Origin of the sequence: Pontivivens nitratireducens, from assembly GCF_014235845.1 — a bacterium.
GTDB classification, from domain to species: domain Bacteria; phylum Pseudomonadota; class Alphaproteobacteria; order Rhodobacterales; family Rhodobacteraceae; genus Pontivivens; species Pontivivens nitratireducens.
In genome coordinates this window covers 99935-119381 of record NZ_JACJUQ010000003.1, presented here as the reverse complement: position 1 = coordinate 119381, position 19447 = coordinate 99935, and the positions used below count along the sequence as shown (strand labels likewise).

Annotated in this window: 16 protein-coding genes; 5 read left to right on the top strand and 11 right to left on the bottom strand. The window is 64.3% G+C overall.

All coding sequences use genetic code 11. The features are described 5' to 3' along the window. Positions 1-21 precede the first annotated feature (21 nt). The 3 genes from H1S03_RS05060 to H1S03_RS05050 are packed head-to-tail and all read left to right on the top strand — an operon-like array spanning position 22 to position 2131. Positions 22-663, top strand: a complete 642-nt coding sequence (locus H1S03_RS05060; protein ID WP_185803444.1) for a ChrR family anti-sigma-E factor — start codon at positions 22-24, stop codon at positions 661-663. After that, the gene (locus tag H1S03_RS05055; RefSeq protein WP_185803443.1) at positions 660-1334 is read left to right on the top strand and encodes a DUF6134 family protein; all 675 of its coding nucleotides are present in this window, start codon (positions 660-662) and stop codon (positions 1332-1334) included. The genes H1S03_RS05060 and H1S03_RS05055 overlap by 4 nt, the downstream gene beginning before the upstream one ends. Next, complete coding sequence (locus H1S03_RS05050) at positions 1331-2131, top strand: SDR family NAD(P)-dependent oxidoreductase (protein ID WP_185803442.1); 801 nt, start codon at positions 1331-1333, stop codon at positions 2129-2131. The genes H1S03_RS05055 and H1S03_RS05050 overlap by 4 nt, the downstream gene beginning before the upstream one ends. On the opposite strand, the gene H1S03_RS05045 is transcribed toward H1S03_RS05050, so the two are convergent. The 10 genes from H1S03_RS05045 to H1S03_RS05000 form a co-directional block, all read right to left on the bottom strand. Then, a complete protein-coding gene (locus H1S03_RS05045; RefSeq protein WP_185803441.1) occupies positions 2128-3420 on the bottom strand; it encodes an MFS transporter in 1293 nt (430 codons plus the stop codon). The genes H1S03_RS05050 and H1S03_RS05045 overlap by 4 nt on opposite strands. Beyond that, positions 3417-4622 carry an SAM-dependent methyltransferase gene (locus tag H1S03_RS05040; RefSeq protein WP_185803440.1) on the bottom strand — a complete coding sequence of 402 codons (1206 nt, stop codon included), beginning with the start codon at positions 4620-4622 and terminating at the stop codon, positions 3417-3419. Before H1S03_RS05040 ends, H1S03_RS05045 begins: the two co-directional genes overlap by 4 nt. A 43-nt stretch (positions 4623-4665) precedes the next feature. Then, positions 4666-5400 carry a DUF1365 domain-containing protein gene (locus tag H1S03_RS05035; RefSeq protein WP_185803439.1) on the bottom strand — a complete coding sequence of 245 codons (735 nt, stop codon included), beginning with the start codon at positions 5398-5400 and terminating at the stop codon, positions 4666-4668. Beyond that, on the bottom strand, positions 5397-6695 hold the full coding sequence (locus H1S03_RS05030) for an FAD-dependent oxidoreductase (RefSeq protein ID WP_185803438.1): 1299 nt from the start codon (positions 6693-6695) through the stop codon (positions 5397-5399). The genes H1S03_RS05035 and H1S03_RS05030 overlap by 4 nt, the downstream gene beginning before the upstream one ends. Continuing rightward, positions 6692-8116: a cryptochrome/photolyase family protein gene (locus tag H1S03_RS05025; RefSeq protein WP_221892599.1), complete on the bottom strand. Its 1425-nt coding sequence runs from the start codon at positions 8114-8116 to the stop codon at positions 6692-6694. Before H1S03_RS05025 ends, H1S03_RS05030 begins: the two co-directional genes overlap by 4 nt. Before the next feature lie 78 nt (positions 8117-8194). Continuing rightward, positions 8195-9421 carry an aminotransferase class V-fold PLP-dependent enzyme gene (locus tag H1S03_RS05020; protein WP_185803437.1) on the bottom strand — a complete coding sequence of 409 codons (1227 nt, stop codon included), beginning with the start codon at positions 9419-9421 and terminating at the stop codon, positions 8195-8197. 141 nt (positions 9422-9562) lie between these two features. Further along, on the bottom strand, positions 9563-11209 hold the full coding sequence (locus H1S03_RS05015; protein ID WP_166188732.1) for a BCCT family transporter: 1647 nt from the start codon (positions 11207-11209) through the stop codon (positions 9563-9565). A gap of 165 nt (positions 11210-11374) precedes the next feature. Next, on the bottom strand, positions 11375-12367 hold the full coding sequence (gene acuI / locus H1S03_RS05010) for an acryloyl-CoA reductase (protein WP_185803436.1): 993 nt from the start codon (positions 12365-12367) through the stop codon (positions 11375-11377). Between the two features lie 48 nt (positions 12368-12415). Next, positions 12416-13252 carry a copper chaperone gene (locus H1S03_RS05005; protein WP_185803435.1) on the bottom strand — a complete coding sequence of 279 codons (837 nt, stop codon included), beginning with the start codon at positions 13250-13252 and terminating at the stop codon, positions 12416-12418. A 94-nt stretch (positions 13253-13346) separates the two neighbouring features. Next, positions 13347-14396, bottom strand: coding sequence for a TRAP transporter substrate-binding protein (locus H1S03_RS05000; protein ID WP_185803434.1), 1050 nt, complete (start codon positions 14394-14396; stop codon positions 13347-13349). Positions 14397-14582: 186 nt separating this feature from the next. Here H1S03_RS05000 and ggt point away from each other — a divergent pair, with 186 nt between their 5' ends. Continuing rightward, a complete protein-coding gene (gene ggt, locus H1S03_RS04995) occupies positions 14583-16319 on the top strand; it encodes a gamma-glutamyltransferase (protein ID WP_185803433.1) in 1737 nt (578 codons plus the stop codon). A 123-nt stretch (positions 16320-16442) separates the two neighbouring features. On the opposite strand, the gene H1S03_RS04990 is transcribed toward ggt, so the two are convergent. Continuing rightward, positions 16443-17687, bottom strand: coding sequence for a multidrug effflux MFS transporter (locus tag H1S03_RS04990; RefSeq protein WP_185803432.1), 1245 nt, complete (start codon positions 17685-17687; stop codon positions 16443-16445). 249 nt (positions 17688-17936) lie between these two features. On the opposite strand from H1S03_RS04990, the gene H1S03_RS04985 reads away from it, so the two are divergent. Then, a complete protein-coding gene (locus tag H1S03_RS04985) occupies positions 17937-19106 on the top strand; it encodes an acetyl-CoA C-acyltransferase (protein ID WP_185803431.1) in 1170 nt (389 codons plus the stop codon). The last annotated feature ends 341 nt before the right edge of the window (positions 19107-19447 follow it).

Sequence of the window (19447 nt, the reverse complement as noted above, 5' to 3'; positions counted from 1 at the left end):
AACGACCGGAATGTGCGCATAATGACCAGCCACCTGCCCTCTGACGCCATGCTCGCCGCCTTCGCGTCCGGCACCGCGACGCCGGGCGTGGATTTGCTGATGCGAAGCCATCTGGCCATCGCGCCGCATTGCGTGGAGCGGCTCCACCTGATGCAGGATGTCGGGGGTGCCTTGCTGCACGACGCGCCCGCCGTGCCCCTCGCCAAGGACGCGCTGAACCGCACGCTGACCCGCCTCGACACGCTGGAAGTCGACCCGCCCGAGGATCCCGCCCCCGAACCGCTGGGCATCCTGCCTGCCCCCCTGGCCGCCGTTCTGGGGCGACCGGTGGACGATCTGCACTGGCAATTCCGTCTGCCCGGCCTGCACGAATACGTTCTCGAAGGCTATTCCGAGGGGGAGGACGTTTCCCTGCTGCGCGCGCGGCCGGGCGCGGGGATGCTGCAACACACCCATCATGGTGAGGAAGCGACCCTGATCCTGTCAGGTGAAATGACCGACGGCGACACCGTCCTGCGGCGCGGCGACATCGCGGAGGCGGACGGCGATCATGACCACCGCCCCCGAATTACGGGAGACGAAATATGTTACTGCCTGATCGTGATGTCGGGAAAGATGCGCTTCACCGGCCCGTTCTCCCGTGCGCTGAACCTGTTCACATGATCCTGTCGCGCCGCACGCTCATCTCCACCGGTGTTGCCGCCCTGGCCATGCCATCCGTGGCCCGGGCACAGACGGCGTCGCGCCGCTATCGTCTGGATCGTGCGGGCAGCGAGATTGGAACCCACGACATCAGTATCGGCCGCTCCGGCGATACGCTGACGGTGGATGTCAGCATCGCAATCGCGGTGCGAGTTCTGGGCCTTGTCGCCTATCGCTATGAGATGACGAGCCGCGAAATCTGGCAAAACGGCATGTTACGAAGCATTCGGTCGCGCAGTGACAATAATGGGGATGCGACCTTCGTGAACGCCGATTGGTCCGGGTCTGTGATCCGCATAAACGGCTCCGCATTTTCGGGCACTGCGGATGCGGATGTGGGCACGACGAGCTATTGGAACCCGGCCATTCTGGATCGCCCCGTCTGGATCAGCACGCAGGGCGGCACACCGCTCGACATTCGCGCCACCCGGACGGGCACGGCCAGTTACCCGGTATCGGGCGGCACCGTGGCGACGACGGCCTATGCGCTGGGGGCGGAGCTTCCCGCCACGGTCCACTACACCGCATCAGGGGAATGGGCCGGCAGCACGTTTGACGCCCGCGGATCGCAGGTCACCTATATTGCCGACAGTCTCAGCCCTGCCTTTGCCGAAATCTGGAGTGAATCATGAGTGTGTTTTCCAAGGTCATGACCCCCGAAGACGGTGTCGCATGGGTGACAGGTGCGTCGGGCGGCATCGGGCGCGCGACGGTGTTGAAACTGGCGCAGGCCGGCTGGACGATCCACGCTACCGCGCGGGGCGAGGACGACCTGAACACTCTGGCGGCGGAGGGTCCGGCAGGCCGTATCATCCCCACCCCCGGCGACGTCACCGATGCCGAGCAGATGGCGCAGATCGTGGCGCGGATCACGGCGGAGCGCCCCCTCGCGCTCGCCTTGCTCAACGCTGGGGTCTACACGCCGATGCGTGCCAATGATTTCGATGCAGCCACCGCTGCGAAAATGTGGCGCGTCAATCTGGAGGGCGTCTCCAACTGTACCGATCCGGTATTGAAGACGATGATCGCTCAGGGGACCGGGCATCTGGCCGTAACCGCCTCCGTCGCAGGCTATCGCGGGTTGCCGGACGCAGCGGTCTATTCCGGCACCAAGGCCGCGCTGATCGCCTATTGCGAGGCGCTGGCCATGGACCTCGAAGATCTCGGCGTGCGGATTTCCGTCATCAACCCCGGCTTCGTCGATACAGAGGCGACCGCCGTCAATGAATTCGACATGCCGTTCCTGATGCAACCGCAGGACGCGGCGGCGCGGATCGTCGCGGGCCTGGGCAAGCCGGGATTCGAAATCGCATTCCCCACCCGGTTCGAGATATTGCTCAAGACATTCCGCCTGTTGCCCAACCGCGCCTATATCGCCGCCGTGCGAAAGGCGACGGGCTGGAACGGCCAGGATCGGCGCAAGAGCTAACCCTCGATCCGCGCCCGGTTGGCCGTCGCAACCTCACGCCCCAGCGGATACCGCCACATCAGCGCCACCGCCGCCAGTTTCAGCGCGACCGGCGCCAGCGCGTACAGACCGGCCAGCCAGATCAGCGCACCCTGCGCATTACTGCCCTGGGCCGAAAAGCCCTGCCATTCCAGAACGATCAGCGCCACGCCCCCCGCCACCGCGACGGAGGCCTTGGTCGCCACCGACCACAGCGCAAAGAACGCACCGGTCCGCGCCACGCCACTGCGCAGCGTGTCCACGTCCACCACATCGGCCTGCATCGCGGGTGGCAGGGACAGGTCCGCGCCCAGCGCCAATCCGCTCAACACGCAAATCACGGCAAATCCCGTCACATCGCCCGGTCCCAGCGTGAAGGCCGCCGCGAAGATCGCACAGGCATAGAGCATGGCCAGACACCAGACCCGATGCTTGTCGAACCGCTTGCCCGCCCAGATCCACAACGGCGCGCCCAGCATCGCAGCCCCGAAATACGCGATCAGCAGCGGTCCCCCCGCCGCCGCGTCGCCCAAACGAAATTCAACGAAGAACAGGAACAGCGTCGCGGGCAGCGCATTCGCCGCCCCGTTCAGCAGATAGGCCAGCAACAACCGCCCGAACACCGGGTCGGTGCGCAGCACCCGCCACAACGCCTCCCTTCCCGGTGCAGGTCTGACAGCCCCCTCTGGCGCGCGCAGCGCAATCAGGGTCAGCACCGGCAAGCCAATCATCACCAGCAATGCGATCCGCTGCAACCCGGTGCCCGCCTCCGCCGTTCCGTAAAGAAGCATGGCGCAGACCGTTCCCAGCAGGCCCGCGGTCTCCCTCCAGACGGTCACGCGGGCGCGTTCGGCATAATCGCCGGTCAACTCCGCGCCCCATGCGAAATACGGCGTCAGGTACATGGTCCACGAGATGGTCAGCAATACCAGGAAGCCTGCGAACCAGACGATCCCGGCCCCGTTCGGCGGCACCAGCAAGGCCCAGACCGCCACCCCGATGCCGGGCAGGGCCAACAGCAACCACGGCTTGCGCCGCAATCCCCCTATGGTCACCCGATCCGACAGCCAGCCCATGACCGGATCGGTGATCGCATCGAGCAATCGCACCGCTATGAACACGGCACCGATAACCCCGACGGACACCCCCATCGTGCCCGACCAGTACTGAGCGAGGAAGACATAGACAGGCAGGTACAGCGCCGCCATTGGCAGAGCAGGGGCGGCATAGGCAGCCAGCGCGCGGCGCCTCAGCCCGCTCTTGTCCCTCACCGCCTGACGGTCATCTGGACGACATTTGTCGTCTCGTAGCGGAAGGTCGCGGCGCAGCTGGTCAGATAGAAATTCCACATACGGCGGAACCGATCGTCAAAGCCCAGCGCCGCGATCTCATCCCAACGGGCATTGAACGTCTCATGCCAGCGGCGCAGGGTTTCGGAATAGCTCTGCCCGAACTGGATATTGCCGACCTCGCTCAACTCCGCCCGCGCGAACTGCTCACGCAGGGCCGACACCGAAGGCAGCATTCCGCCGGGAAAGACATATTTCTGCACGAAATCGACGCTCTTGCGATATTCCGGGAACAGCTTGTCGGCAATGGTGATGATCTGAAACGTTCCACGACCGCCGGGTTTCAACCGGGCGCGCACGGCGTCGAAATAGGTCGGCCAGTACTGCTCTCCGACCGCCTCGAACATCTCGATCGAGGCGATGCCGTCATAGGTTCCCGTTTCATCGCGATAATCGCGCATCGCGATCTCAACCTGATCCTGCAATCCGGCACGGGCAATACGCTCGACGGCGTAATCGTGCTGCTGCTGGCTGATGGTCAGGCCGGTGACCTTCGCGCCGCGTTCCTTCGCCGCGTATTCCGCGAAACCGCCCCAGCCGCAGCCGATTTCCAGAACGTGATCGCCCGGCTTGACCCCCAGCTCATCGCATATTGAGGCGTATTTCGCGGTTTGCGCCGCCTCCAGCGCCTGCTGTGGATGGGTGAACAAAGCGGAGGAATAGCTCATCGTGTCGTCCAGCCACAGGCCGTAGAATTCGTTGCCCAGATCGTAGTGGTAACTGATGTTTTTGCGCGCCTGATCGCGGGAATTGCGGCGCATCCAGTGGCGCGCCCGCTCCCACATCCGAACCAGTGCGATCCCCGGCGCATTCCGGCCGATCTGCTCGTTGTTGAGCAACAGCACGTCCAGCAGCGCTTGCAGATCGGGAGTATCCCATTGCCCGTCCATGAAGGCCTCAGAAAATCCCAGCTCCCCGTCGCGCACGACACGGGCGAACATCGCGCCGTCCTTGACCTCGATCCGACCATAGGGACCCTGCTCAGCCCCCTCGGCACGAAAGATTCGGCCGTCGGGAAGATGCGTGTCGATGGTTCCGGCACGGATGTTCGACAGGATCGCGAAGCCTTGTCCGAACCAGCGTGGCAGGCCCGTCTGGCCCGAAGTCGTCGTCAAATACGTCATATCGAAACCTTCGGCAGTCTGAATCCAAAAATCAAATGAATGTTTATCGGGTGGCGGGGTCGGTGGTTCCCAGAAAGCGCACCCCCTTCAGGGCGAGGCGCAGCGCCTGCCAGTGGATCGCCACGATCACCTTCAGCGTCATCAGCGGATGGGTTGCCACCGCCCGCAACAGCGCCCGGTCGGTGGCGATCTGTCCATGACCGGTCTGCGTGGCGATCAGAACGTCGCCGTCATCGCCATGCTGACGAATGCGCAGCGACAACCGCGCGCCCGGCGGCTGCACGTCGAATCTGTAAGTTTGCTGCATCGGAATGAAGGGGGAAACCCAGAAGGTCTTCTGCTGCCGCTGTCGGATCGCGCCGCCCTGAACCTGCGCCGGCAGGACATAGACCTGCTGCCCGCCATAGGTGTTCTTCACCTCGTAGAGCGTGGCATAAACCTCATCCTGCGCATCGCGGCAAAAGTAGACCGACAACGGGTTGAACACGATGCCCCACAATCGCGGAAAGCACAGCAACTCCACCCGCGCGGGCGCGGGCAGATCGTGATCGGCCAGCATCCGCGTGACCCATGGGCGCAGGTCCGACCCGTCCCGCGGCCCGTGATCCTTCGCATCGAAGCGCAGGATCCGACCCCAGACCCGGCTGTCCCGCATCGCAGCGCCCATCCGGTCCAGATCGAACAGGCATGAGAAGACGCGATAGCGAAACCGGTGCCGTTTCGGCAGCAACCGCATGTGCATGACATGCCCGGTATACAGGGTGATGGCGGGGTTCATTCGGCCGCCTGTGTCATGGGTGACAGGATCGGGGTGGCATCCTCGCCCCGCCATGCGGGTTGCGCGCCCATAGCAGCGGCGACCCGCAGACCCGCGCGCAAACCATCCTCGTGAAATCCGTAACCCAGCCATGCGCCAGCGTACCACACACCGCCCCGGCCTTGAATCGCGTCGATGTCGCGCTGCCCGTCAAAGGCAGCCTGCGTGAACAGCGGATGCGCATAGTCGAACGTCGCATGGACCAGCGCGGGGTCCGGCTCCACCCCCGGATTCAGGCTGACAAACAAGGGCTGCGCCCGGTCAATCCCCTGCAAACGGTTCATCCAATAGGTGATCGGTGCCGGGCGCGTTCCGTCCTGCGCCCCATCGCTGAGGAAATTCCAACTGGACCAGACGCGGCGGCGGCGCGGCATGAGCGCCGGGTCCGAATGCAGGACAGCCCGGTTGGAGGAGGTTCCGAACGCCCCCAGAATACTACGCTCCTGCGGGTCAATGTCGGCCAGCAGGGCGCGGGCCTGCGGTGCATGTGTCGCCAGAACGACCTGATCGAATGCCGCCTCGGACCCGTCCGCGAACCGCAGATGCGGCCGTCCGGCGGGGCGCGTGATCTCGACCACATTCGCCCCCGCGACGGCCAGCGGCAGCGCCCCGATCAGACGGCGGACATATTCCCGGCTGCCCCCGTCCACCGTCCGCCAGCGTTTGCCCGCGCCGTTCCCGTTGAGCAATTCGTGATTGCGAAAGAAATTGACGAAATTCTCCGCCGGGAAATCCAGCATATCGCCCACAGGCGTGGACCAGATCGCCCCGCCCATCGGCAACAGGAAACTGTCGCGCAACCAATCGGAATATTCCTTGCGCTTCAGATAGGAGCCGAGGCTGACGCCCCGCAACCGTCCAGCCTCCAGATCGACGGGGGCTTCCTCGTGAAAGCGCAGGATCTCACGCACGCCCTTGCGAAAGGTCGGCCGCAGCAGGTTCGTCGGCTGGGCAAAGATCTTCCACAGGTTGTCGCAGGCATATTCCGTGCTGCCCCCATTCATGGACATGCCGAACGACATGTCAGACTCCTTGGTGGGCACGTCCAGATGCGCGAACAGCCCCGTCAGGTTCGGATAATTGTCGTGGTTATAGACGATGAAACCGGTGTCCACGGGGGTTCCGTCCACCTCCACCGTATTGGCGTGGCCGCCGAACCGCTCCGCCGCCTCGATCAATGTGACCTCATGCGCTTCGCTGAGTGCGAGGGCGGCGCCCATGCCCGAAATGCCTGAGCCGATGATTGCGATTTTCACCTGTCCGCCCCTTCCTTGTAAGTCTCGTAGGCGTCCAGCGCCCTTTGCCGGCCCTCCTTCAACCCGATCATGCGATCGGGATAAGGATCGTCCGGTGACATGCCCCAGCTGGCTGGAATTGCCCGAAAATACGCGGCAGCGTCCGGGGAGGTTTCAGGGTTCAGCCACCTGCGACGATAACGCCCATCGGGGTCGAACTTCTCGGCCTGGGTTTCGGGATTGAAGATACGAAAGAAGGGCGAGGCGTCTGGCCCCGATCCCGCCGCCCACTGCCAGCCCATCGCGTTCGAGGCCGGGTCGTGGTCGATCAGGCAATCCGCGAACCAGGCAAGGCCCACCTGCCAATCGGTCAACAGATGTTTCGTCAGGTAGGAGGCGACAATCATCCGCACCCGGTTGTGCATGTAGCCGGTGACGTACATCTCACGCAGTCCGGCATCGACAATCGGCTCCCCCGTCATGGCCCGACGCCAGCGTTCGGCATCGTCGCTGTCCTCGCGCCAGGCGAAGTCGCGCCACTCCTCACGCCAGTTGCGGTCCTCGATATGCGGGGTGTGATAGACCAGATGCCAGGCGAAATCGCGCCAGGCCAGTTCCTTGCGAAATGTCTCCGCGCCCGTGCCGGGGCGCAAGGCCGCGTGCCAGACGGTACGAATGCCGATCTCGCCCAGGGTGAAGTGCTCGCTCAAGCGAGAAGTCCCGTCCCGGTCGGGGCGGTTGCGGTCGGTCGCGTAATCCTCGATCCCGTCTTCGAGGAAGCGATCCAACCGCGCCATCGCTGCCTTTTCACCGACATTGACGTGCTGCGCCACGACCTCCGCGCCGCGCCGCATCGCGGCACCCAATGCCCAGTCGTCCAGAGTCTCGCCTTCCGGCCAGTTCGCCGGGGCGTCGATCTGCGGCACCGGCAGCGGTTGCGGCACCGCGACCTCACGCACATTCTTCCAATAGGGGGTGAAGACCTTGTAATAGCCGCCGCTGCCCGTCTGGACCGTCCAGGGTTCGTGCAGGACATGGCCGGGATGGCTGATCACGCTCAAACCGGCATCGCGCAGGGTCTCCTTGACGCGGGTGTCCCGCTCGACCGAGGCTCCGTCATACAGCCGCGACCAGTGCACATCCTGCGCGCCAACCTCCGCCGCCAATGTCTGCAAGACCTCCGCCGGGGGGCCGGAGCGCAGGATCAGCCGCGATCCGCGCGCCGCCAGCGCCTGCGAAAGATCGGCCAGCGACAGGCCCAGACGCCATTTCGCCGCCGCGCCCATCGCCTCAACCTGAGCGTCGCGGATAAAGACCGGGATCACGATGCCCGCCTCGGCCGCGGCGCACAGCGCCGGATGGTCCGCCAGACGCAGATCGCGGCGCAACCACAGGATCGCCGTCCTTACGGTATTTCCATCATGTGCAGTGCCATCGGCCAAGGGGGGTCATCTCCATCGCAAGGTGTCGTATTTCTTACGACGCCCCCCGTCCTTCGGATCACCTCTCCTGCGATGATTTCACAAAACCCGCTGCAAGGCCGCGCATAATCGGTCGATTTCCTCTTCGCTGGTATAGTGGGTGAAGCTGACGCGCAGCACACCATGCGCCGGGTCGATGCCCATCGCCTCCAGCAGACGCACCGCGTAGAAATCCCCGCCGCCGCACATGATCCCGTCCGCCGCCAGATCGGCCGCCAGATCGGCTCCCTTGCGCGCATGATGCAGCGCGATGGTCGGCGCCCTGTCTGCCGGGTCAATCGGCCCCAGTACCCTGACGTCCAGATCCGACAGGCATTCCAGCACCGGTCCCGTCAGCGCCATTTCCCGTGCCCGCATCAGATCGTGCACTTGCGCGGCGCGGGCAACCGGCCCGGCCTGCGACTCAGCTTCGAAGTGATGCGCATACAGCGCGTCGATGTAATCGGCGATCCCAGCGCAGGCGGCGATCTGCGCGTGGTCCGGCCCGGCAGGGGTCAGCCGCTTGCCGGGATATTTCGCGTTGAACCAATGCCCCTGATTGGGCAGCGCGTCGATCACGGCGCGGGTGGCGCACAGGATCCCCTGATGCGGGCCGTAGGTCTTGTAGGTGGAGAACAGATAGATGTCCGCGCCCAGCGCCCCGATATCGGGCAGGCCGTGCGGCGCATAGCTGACCCCATCGACACAGGCCAGCGCACCTGCGGCATGTACCTTGGCCACGATGGCGGGCACGTCGTTGATCTGCGCCACCAGGTTCGAGCAATGGGGAAAACAGACCACCCGCACCCGATCATCCAGCAACGCCTCCAGATCGGGCAGCGCCAGATGGCCCTCTGCGTCCATGCGCCATTCGCGCACCTCGAAGCCCTCGTCAGCCAGCCGCCGCCACGGGCCGGAATTGGCCTCGTGGTCCTGATTGGTAACCACCACCGCGTCGCCCGGCTGCATCATCTGGCGAAAGGCATTGGCCAGCACATAGGTGTTCTGCGTGGTCGAGGGGCCAAAGGCGATCTCATCCTCACCGACGTTCAGCATGGCGGCCAGACGCGACCGCGCCTCGTCCATCTCCGCACCCCCGGCGGCACTGGGCGCGGTATCGCCATAGGGCTGCAACTTGCGCGAGGTATAGAACCGCGTCAGCCGGTCAATGACCTGCCCACAGGCAAACGAGCCGCCGGCATTCTCGAAATGAGCCAGCCCCCGCAGTGAGGGGTCGGCAAAGGCGGGAAACTGCGCCCGCACGAAATCCACATCCAGCGTCGCCATAGACCATCCCTCCATTCGGTTTCGCGGCAGCCTAGCGGGACTTCGCGACGGCCACCAGCCAAGGGGCGCGCCAAATGAAAACGGACGCGAGGTGTTACAACCCCGCGCCCGCTTCGACCTGTCAGTCAGATCAGCGACACATCATTTCTGGTTCAGTTCTGCCCGCTCGCTCTGCAATCCCTTGAAGATGCAATAGCACATCGCCAGCAGGACGAGCGTAAACAGCAACCCGGTGGAGATCACCATGGATTGCAACGCCGCCAGTCCGCCGCCGATCAGCAGCGCGATCGCGACCGCGCCTTCGAACACGCACCAGAACACCCGCTGCGGCAACGGGGCATCGACCTTGCCACCCGCCGTGATCGTGTCGATCACCAGCGACCCGGAATCTGACGAGGTGACAAAGAACACGATCACCAGAATGATGCCGATGAACGACGTGATCGACGCCAGAGGCAACCCGTCCAGCATCCTGAACAACTGCAACGGCAAGTCTGCATCCTGCGCTGCGGTATAGCCGTCCGCGACCACCTGATGCACCGCCGTTCCGCCAAAGATCGACATCCACATCACGCACACCATGCTGGGGATCAGCAGGACGCAGATCACGAATTCGCGCACCGTGCGGCCCCGGCTGACCCGCGCGATGAACATGCCGACAAAGGGCGACCAGCTGATCCACCACGCCCAGTAGAACGCCGTCCAACCCTGGCTGTAGTTCACATCGGCACGTCCAAACGGGTTCGACAGGGCGGGCAGGAACTGCACATAGGCGACCAGCGACTCCCAGAAGAACGAGATCAGAAACACCGTCGGTCCGACCAACAGCACGAACAGCGCCAGCAACGCGGCCAGACCCATGTTGATCTCCGACAGGATTTTCACCCCGCCGTCCAGACCGCGCAGAACCGAAATCAGCGCGACCGCCGTGATCAGGGTGATCAACACCACTTCGGTCGTGCGGCCCATCGGAATGCCGAACAGCTCGTTGAGACCCGCGCTGGCCTGTGTCGCGCCGAAGCCCAGCGAAGTGGCCAGACCGAACAGCGTAGCGAACACCGCCACGATGTCGATGATATGGCCCCACCAGCCCCAGATACGCTCACCAAAGATCGGATAGAACGCGGACCGGATCGTCAGGGGCAGACCCTTGTTATAGGTGAACAGCGCCAGCGCCAGCGCCACCGTCGCGTAGATTGCCCAGGGATGCAGCGCCCAGTGATAGATCGTCGCCGCCATGCCCAGACGCAGCGAGCCCGGCTCATCATTCAGGGCCCCGCCCAGCGGCGCCCAGTCGGATCGCAACCCGCCCTCGCTGACCGTACCACCCAGAGCGGTGGAGAAGTGTGTCAGCGGCTCCGACACGCCGTAGAACATCAAGCCGATGCCCATTCCCGCCGCGAACAGCATCGCAAACCAGCCGATATAGGTGTAATCCGCGACCGCATCACGCCCGCCCAAACGGACCTTGCCATAGGGCGACACGATCAGCAGCAGGGCGAACAGCACCACCAGATCGCCCACGCCGATGAAGAACCAGTCGAATGTCTGGGTGGTGAAATCGAACATCGCGCTGAACACACCTCCGGCCTGTTCCGGCAGCGCGATGGTGTAGAACACGAACGCCACGATCGCGAGGCCCGAGATCAGGAATACCGGATTGTGGATGTCCAGTCCGAACGGACCGATCGAGGCCCGTATATTGTCCTGTCCGATTTCATATTCCGTGTCGATGATGTCCGCGTCCCCCTCGGGCGCGGGAATGCCGTGCGTGTTCGTGTCCGTCATATGGGCCAATCTCTCCTGTATTATCGCGGGTTACCGGGTCGCATCCCGGGGGATATGCCCCCTTCCTAAGTCATAAGGTCGCAGATTGCGACCCGACCACAAAATCGGCCCCAAATCAGGCCGGAAATCAGCCCCAGTGACCGGACCCGGCCACCAGGCCCGAAATCAAGCGTTGACGTCCACCAGAACCCGGCCCTTCACCTGACCTTTCAGGATGTCCGCGCCAAGTTTCGGCAAATCGCCCAGTCCCGCCGGCTGGATCATCTGTGCCAGTTTGTCCATTGGCAGATCGCTGGCGACACGCTGCCACGCACGGACGCGGTTGTCATAGGGCTGCATCACGCTGTCGATGCCCAGCAGGTTCACACCGCGCAGCAGGAACGGCACCACCGTGGCGGGCAGACCCGCACCACCGGCCAGTCCGACCGCCGCGACCGAAGCACCGTATTTCATCTGTCCCAGCACGCGGCCCAGCATTGCACCGCCGACGGCATCGACGCATCCGGCCCAGGTCTCCGCCTCCAGCGGGCGTTTTACCGTCTCGTTGATCTCCTCACGCGCGACGATCTGCGTTGCGCCCAGCGATCGCAGGTAATCCGCGGTTTCGGGTCGGCCGGTCACACCGGCGACCTCATACCCGCGCGCGGCCAGAATGGCGGTGGCGACCGAGCCGACACCCCCCGCCGCGCCGGTGACCAGAACCGGGCCGGTGCCAGGCTTCAGCCCGTGATCCTCCAGCGCCATGACCGCCAGCATTGCCGTGAACCCGGCGGTGCCGACTGCCATCGCGTCGCTCGTGCTCAACCCATCGGGCAGCGGCACCAGATGGTCGGCCTTTACCCGTGCCTTTTGCGCATAACCGCCCCAGCGGTTCTCACCCACGCGCCAGCCTGTCAGAACCACCTTGTCGCCGGGGGAATACCGCACATCGTCCGAGGTTTCGACGGTTCCGGCCAGATCGATGCCCGGAACATGCGGATAGTCGCGCACCAGACCGCCGCCCGGCCCGAGGCACAGGCCGTCCTTGTAGTTCACCGTAGAGTGTTCGACGGTGACCACGACCTCACCCGCGGGCAGATCGTCCAGTTCGATCTGCTCGACCTGTGCCGAAGTCTTTCCCTCGTCGTCCTTGCGAACCACCAAAGCGTTGAAACTCATGTCTTCCTCCGTTTTTGGCTCAGATTTCGGGGCAGATTTGTTCAGCCCTCAGCCAAGAAAGCCGCGCCCCGCGACCCCCAGTCCGAGTGCTACCAGACCGATCCCGATGGGCGCGGTCAACCACCGACCGATCTTCGGCGTTTTTTCCAGCACCATCAGAACGGTCGCCAGTCCCATCCAGAGCAGGCTCATCATGCCCCCGGCGAAGCCGAGCGCGATCAGGCCCCAGCAGCACACTGCGCAATATTTCCCCGCCTTCAGCCCCAGCCCGATCCCGCCGCGCAGACCGGGGCGAAATTCCGCCAGGAACATGCTCATCGGGCTTCGGCACAGGTGGGCGCAGCGGTCCTTGGCTTCGGTGAACTGATACAGGCCCGCAACGATCAGCAATACTGCGGAAAACAGCGGCGACATGTTCTGCCCCGTGGGGCCGGTCAGACCGATATGGACCAGTCCAGTCTGCACCGCGGCCAACAGTGCGGCCACACCCATCCAGACACCGGTATAACCGACGGCCAACCCGGCCAGCCCCACCGGCCGCGCGATTTCCGCCTCCACCAGATCCATGAAGATGCGGGCCGTCGGAACGAAGGTCGGCAGCATCATCGCCGCCATCATCACCATCCACATCGCAAACAGCGACAGGAACCGGTCCATGTCGAGCATGTCGCCCTGCCCGGCCAATCCCCCCTGAATCGTCGCGGTATCCAGCGACATCTGTGTCGTCATGCCAGGAAAGCCCAGCCAACCGACCTGCATATGCGAGGACCACACGAAAAGCACATACCACGCCGCCAGACATCCGGCGAAGAACATCAACCATGCCACCATTCGGGTTCTGACCAGAATGCGCTCGATCCCGCGCCCGTTTTCAATATCCGCCACTTGCCGAATTTTCCCTTCACCTGCGACACCCCGGATCGAAATCACGTCTCTGATGCCTTGGGGTGCACACGATCATGATTGCATGAGCGAAGCCTTAACGCGACAGGTGTTCCCGATCCTCTTCCTCAGCCACCAGTTCCCGCACCCTTTCGACCATCCGGGCGCCGGGCATGTCGCGGCTCTCCATCCGCTCGATCCACTCGGCGATCACCGGATCGGCGAGCGCGGCCCAGCGCGCGGTTTCCGCCTCGTCCAGCAATACCATGGTATTTCCGGCCGCAACGGCGGCTTCGCGCCCCGGAATGTCACCGGTATTCGCCGCGCGCCCGGCCCAGGCCGAGCTCTCCAGCCCAGAATGCGCGTCGATGATCGCGCGCAGATCGTCCGGCAGGCCGTTATAGCTGTCGAGGTTCATCGCCCAGACGAACACCGTGTTATAAAGCGAACGGTCCCCGCCCAGCTCGGTATGGCTGTCGGCCAGTTCGTGCACCCGCAGCGAGGGGACGATCTCCCACGGGATAACGCCACCATCGACCACACCCTTGCTCAAAGCCTCGGGGAAGGCGGGGACCGGCATGCCGATCGGCGTGGCGCCCATCGCCTCCAGCAATGCGCTCGCCTGCTGCGACGGACCGCGCAGTTTCAGCCCGGCCATATCCTCCAGCGTTTCGACCGACAGGCCGCGCGTGTGGACAACGCCCTGTCCGTGCACGTGGATGGCCAGAACCTTTATCCCTGCGAATTCCTCCTCCAGAAACTCGGTGTAGTACCGCCAGGCGGCGCGGCTCGATTCCTCGGCGTTCATCGTGGTCATGAACGGCAGTTGCAGCGCCTCTGCACTTGGGAAGCGTCCGGGGGTGTAGCCGGGCGAGAACCACCCGCCGTCGATCACACCGTCCGCGATCTGCTGATAGAGGGCGGGCGGCGCGCCGCCCAGCTGCATCGCTGGGTACAGCTCGAAATCAATGCGACCCTCGCTTTCCTCCTCGATCGTCGCACCCCATGGGATCATGAAATATTTCGGGATCGCGCTTTCGTTCGAGATGAAGTGCTGAAACCGCAACGTCACCTCCTGCGCCATGGTGGGCACGGCCAGTACCGCGATCACTGCGCCCGCGCAGACAGACTTGAAAAAACCGTTCATGTTCTTGACTCCCAGCAGACCGCGCGCACGGCGGCCCTCGGGCTTGGGTCGTGCCCCGCGCAGCCTGCCAGCGTCAAGCCCCGTTCGCAATGTCACAGCGGATCGGACAGGCGCGCCATACAGAAAACGCACGACGTGACGCGGCCTCGCGCTATCTTAGCAGCAGACCAATCGAGAGGTTCCGACATGTACCGACAGATTCTGCTCGCCTTCACCATGTTTACCGTGCCTGCCATCGCCCCTGCGCAGGACACCTCCGCCCAGCCGGAGCGGACCACCGCCCTGACCGAGCAGAGCGCGGTGACCGCATCCGAATTCATGATCGCCGCCGCCAATCCGCTGGCCGTGCAGGCGGGTTATGACGTTCTGGCCGCGGGCGGGTCCGCCGCCGATGCCGCCATTGCCACGCAACTGATGCTCAATCTGGTCGAACCGCAAAGCTCCGGCCTGGGCGGCGGTGCGTTTCTGGTGTTCTGGGACGCCTCGCAACAACGCCTGACGACACTGGACGGGCGAGAGAAGGCCCCCATGGCCGCCACCCCGGATTACTGGCTGGGCCAGGACGGGCAGCCGGTGGGATTCTGGGATGCCGTGACCGGAGGCCGCTCGGTCGGGGTGCCCGGAACGCTCGCCCTGCTCGACCGGCTGCACGCGCAGCATGGCCGCACCCCGTGGGCCGACCTGTTCCAGCCGGCGATCGAGACGGCGGAAACCGGGTTCGAGATCAGCCCCCGCCTGGCCGACAGCATAGCGGGCGCGACGGATCGTGACCTTGCCCTGTTTCCCGAAACCGCCGCCTATTTCTTTCACGAGGACGGCACCCCACGTCAGGCGGGCGAAGTGCTGACCAATCCCGCCCTTGCCCGAACGCTGCGCCTGATCGCGGCGGAGGGCATCGCCCCGTTCTACACCGGCGCCATTGCCGGTGACATCGTGGAGGCCGTGCGCACAGAAACCAATCCCGGCATTCTGACGATGGCCGATATGGCCGCATATGAGGTGGTGGAGCGGACGCCTGTCTGCGTGCTCTACCGCGCGCATGAGGTGTGCGGTATGGGCCCGCCCTCCAGCGGGGCGCTGACCGTCGGACAGATGCTGGGCATCCTCGATAATTTCGACCTTTCCAGCATGTCGCAGGCCGAAGCGTGGCACCATTATATCGAAGCCGCGCGTCTGGCCTATGCGGATCGCGGCAAATACATGGCCGACAGCGATTTCGTGGCCATGCCGACCGAGGGGTTGATCGAACCGGGTTATCTGGCCAGTCGCGCCGATCTGATCGACCCGGCCACCACCATGGGCCAGGCGCAGGCGGGAACGCCCACCTGGGACGAAACCCGGCTGTGGTCGCCGGACACGAACCCGGACCTGCCCGGCACCTCGCACATGGTGATCGTGGACCGCTACGGCGACATGGTCTCGATGACCACGACCATCGAAACCGGGTTCGGCAGCAGGGTGATGACGAATGGCTTCCTTCTCAACAACGAGCTGACCGACTTCTCCTTCCGGCCTGAGGGCGATGAAGGCCCGGTTGCGAACCGTGTCGAGGGCGGCAAGCGGCCCCGGTCCTCGATGGCGCCGACCATCGTGCTGACGGACGGGCGGCCCGCGATCCTGATCGGATCGCCGGGGGGCAGCCGGATCATCAACTACGTGGCCGGATCGCTGGTGCGGATGATCGACATGAGCATGGACCCGCAATCGGCGATCAATGCCGGTCACATCGTCAATCGCAACGGCACCACCGATCTGGAGGAAGGCACCGACGCCGTCGAAATGATCGAGGGATTGCAGGGTTTTGGTCAGGAAACGAATGTGCGCAACCTCAACAGCGGGCTGCACGTCATCACCATCGCACCGGACGGCTCCCTGACAGGAGCGGCCGATCCCCGGCGTGAAGGCATCGCCATGGGGGAGTGAGGAGTGACGGGGCGACAGCCCCGCGTTCCGCATCGGGCAGAACGACGGGACGGGGTTTTCAATCCGCCAGCGAGTCCGCCAAATCCTGATCGGACAGCGTCCTACTCCGCTGGCAGACGTGTCTTACTCCGCCGGCAGCGGTGCGACCTTGCGGCTTCTGCGAATGACGTAGATCGCGCACAGCACCGATAGCAATGCCGTGGCCAGCATAATCAGCAACAACGGCCAGACGCCACTCTCCACGCTCAGCAACGCGCCGGCGATCGCGGACAGGGCCGCGCCTCCTCCGATCATCAGCGCGCCACCCAGACCGGATGCGGATCCCGACAGGTGCGGGCGCACACTGACCATGCCCGCATTGGCTGAAGGCAACGTCAGACCATTGCCCATTCCCACCAGCACCATCGGACCGAACAGCACGATAGGATGCAGGAAACCCGCGCCAAACAGAACGATGGCGATGATCGTGCCCGCCGCAGCCGTGCAACCGCCGATCACCATCATCCAGTCCAGCCCAACCCGCGCGGCAAACCTGCCGGACAGAAAATTACCCCCCATGTAGCCCACCGCGATCAGCGCGAAATACAGCCCGAACTCCGCCGCATTCAGCCCCAATATGACCGTCGCCACGAACGGGCCCCCGCCGAGCAAGGTGAAGAACGTCCCCGACGCGAACGCCGCGACCAGCGCGTATCCCCAGAACCTGCGTGAGGTTAAAAGCTCGGGATACGCGCGAAACTGCGCCCCGAACGAGGCGGATGGCGTGTGGTTTGTCTCCCCCATGTCGGCCCAGACCAACGCGTACATCGCCACCCCTGCCATGATCAGGAATGCGACGCTGCCGTGCCAACCGAAATACAGATCCAGCTGCCCGCCCAGCGTCGGCCCGACCATCGGAACCACGGCTGTACCCATGGTGACGTAGCCGATCATGCTCGCCGCGCGGTCCGGGCCGACCATGTCGCGCACCACGGCGCGGCTCAACACCATGCCCGTTACGATCACCGCTTGCAGGAAACGGAAGGCCAGAAAGGTCTCGATGCTCTTCGCCAGCAGGCACCCGACCGTCGCCAGTACGAACACGCCGGTCGAAACCAGCATGACCGGCCTGCGGCCATAGCGATCCGACAGCGGCCCGATGAAAATCTGCAACAGCGCGGTCGCCCCCATATAGGCCGAGATCGCCAGTGAGACCGTCGCGTAATCCGCCGTGAACCACGTGGCCATGGTTGGCAACGACGGCAGGAAGATGTTCATGTTCAACGCACCGATCCCCGCGATCAGGACGAGGGTTATGATATGGGGCGGTGTGGTCCGGTCCAGCCATCGGCTGCGCGGGGTATAGGGTGGGGTCGAGGTATCGGCCATGAGATCTCCAGGCGGGTGAGCCCGCATACAGGCCCGATATAAGGTAGGCGGCCAGGCCATCCGAATAGCACGGGCAGCGGTCGTCATGGAAATGGAAGGTATGAGACTTTCAGTCACCTATATGGGACGCGACACCGACCCGCCAAGAGTATGGGTACAATGTTGCCGACTTGATCGGGCAATCGTGCCATGCCAGAATAATATGAACGACCGTTCACAAGAGCGGTAAACCATATCGGGGGACCTTGCATGAACGATCCAATCGTCATCGTCGGCGCATCGCGCACACCTATGGGCGGCTTTCAGGGTGAGCTTTCGGCTGTCACCGCCTCGCAACTGGGGGGCGCGGCCATTGCGGCGGCCCTTGCGGGCAGCGCCGTCGATCCCGCGGACGTGGATGAACTGCTGATGGGCTGCGTCCTGCCCGCCGGTCAGGGTCAGGCCCCGGCCCGGCAGGCCGGTTTCGCCGCCGGTCTGGGTGAGGGGGTGCCCGCCACCACGCTCAACAAGATGTGCGGCTCCGGCATGAAGACCGTGATGATGGCACATGACCAGCTCGCGCTCGGCAATGGCGAAATTGTCGTGGCCGGCGGGATGGAGAGCATGACCAACGCGCCCTACCTGCTGCCCAACATGCGCGGCGGGGCGCGGCTCGGCCACGGGCAAACCATCGACCACATGTTCCTCGACGGGCTGGAGGATGCCTATGACAAGGGCCGTCTGATGGGCACTTTCGCCGAGGATTGCGCCGAGAAGTTCCAGTTCACCCGCCAGGCGCAGGACGATTACGCGCTCGCCTCGCTGGAACGCGCGCTGGCGGCGGATTTCGAAGGGGAGATCACCCCCGTCACGCTACAGACCCGCAAGGGTGAAAGCATCGTCGCCGCCGACGAACAGCCCGCCAAGGCGCGACCGGACAAGATCCCCACCCTCAAGCCGGCCTTCCGCAAGGATGGCACCGTGACCGCGGCGAACGCTTCGTCCATCTCGGACGGGGCGGCTGCATTGGTGCTGATGCGCGAATCCGAGGCGAAGGCCCGTGGCCTGACCATCCGCGCCCGTATCATGGGGCATGCCAGCCACGCCCAGGCCCCCGGCTGGTTCACCACCGCGCCCGTGCCCGCCACAAAAACCGTGCTCGACCGATTGGGGTGGAGCATCGACGACGTGGACCTGTTCGAGGTAAACGAAGCCTTCGCTGTCGTGCCCATGGCCTTCATGGCGGAAACCGGCGCGCCCCACGATAAGGTCAACGTGAATGGCGGGGCCTGTGCGCTGGGCCACCCCATCGGGGCGTCGGGGGCTCGGATCATCGTGACCCTGCTCAATGCGCTGGAAAAACGCGACCTGAAACGCGGGCTAGCCGCGATCTGCATCGGCGGGGGTGAGGGCACCGCCCTGGCCATCGAACGTGACTGAGAAGGAGCGTGACTGAGAAGGCATCCCGCCATCTGACCACCGTACCGGACCGGGCTGGACATCTGTGCAACTTTGCGCAGATGTGCCCCGGCTCCGGCGGGCGGTCAGCCCTGTGATCGCTGGGCCGTGCTAACTTCAGCCGCCTGATGCAAAGCGCCATGGATGCCGGTCCAATGCGCGTGGAGGATGTCGTTCCGCATCGCATTCTGTTCACCCCGAAAGCGACGTTCCAGCCACTATCCTTTCCAGCCCCTGTCGGAGTAACGGAGAACTCCTATATTCTGTCGGGAGCGGTCAGTGAGCTTGGCGGCGCATTCGTCTGCTGGCTCGCTGATCTTCAA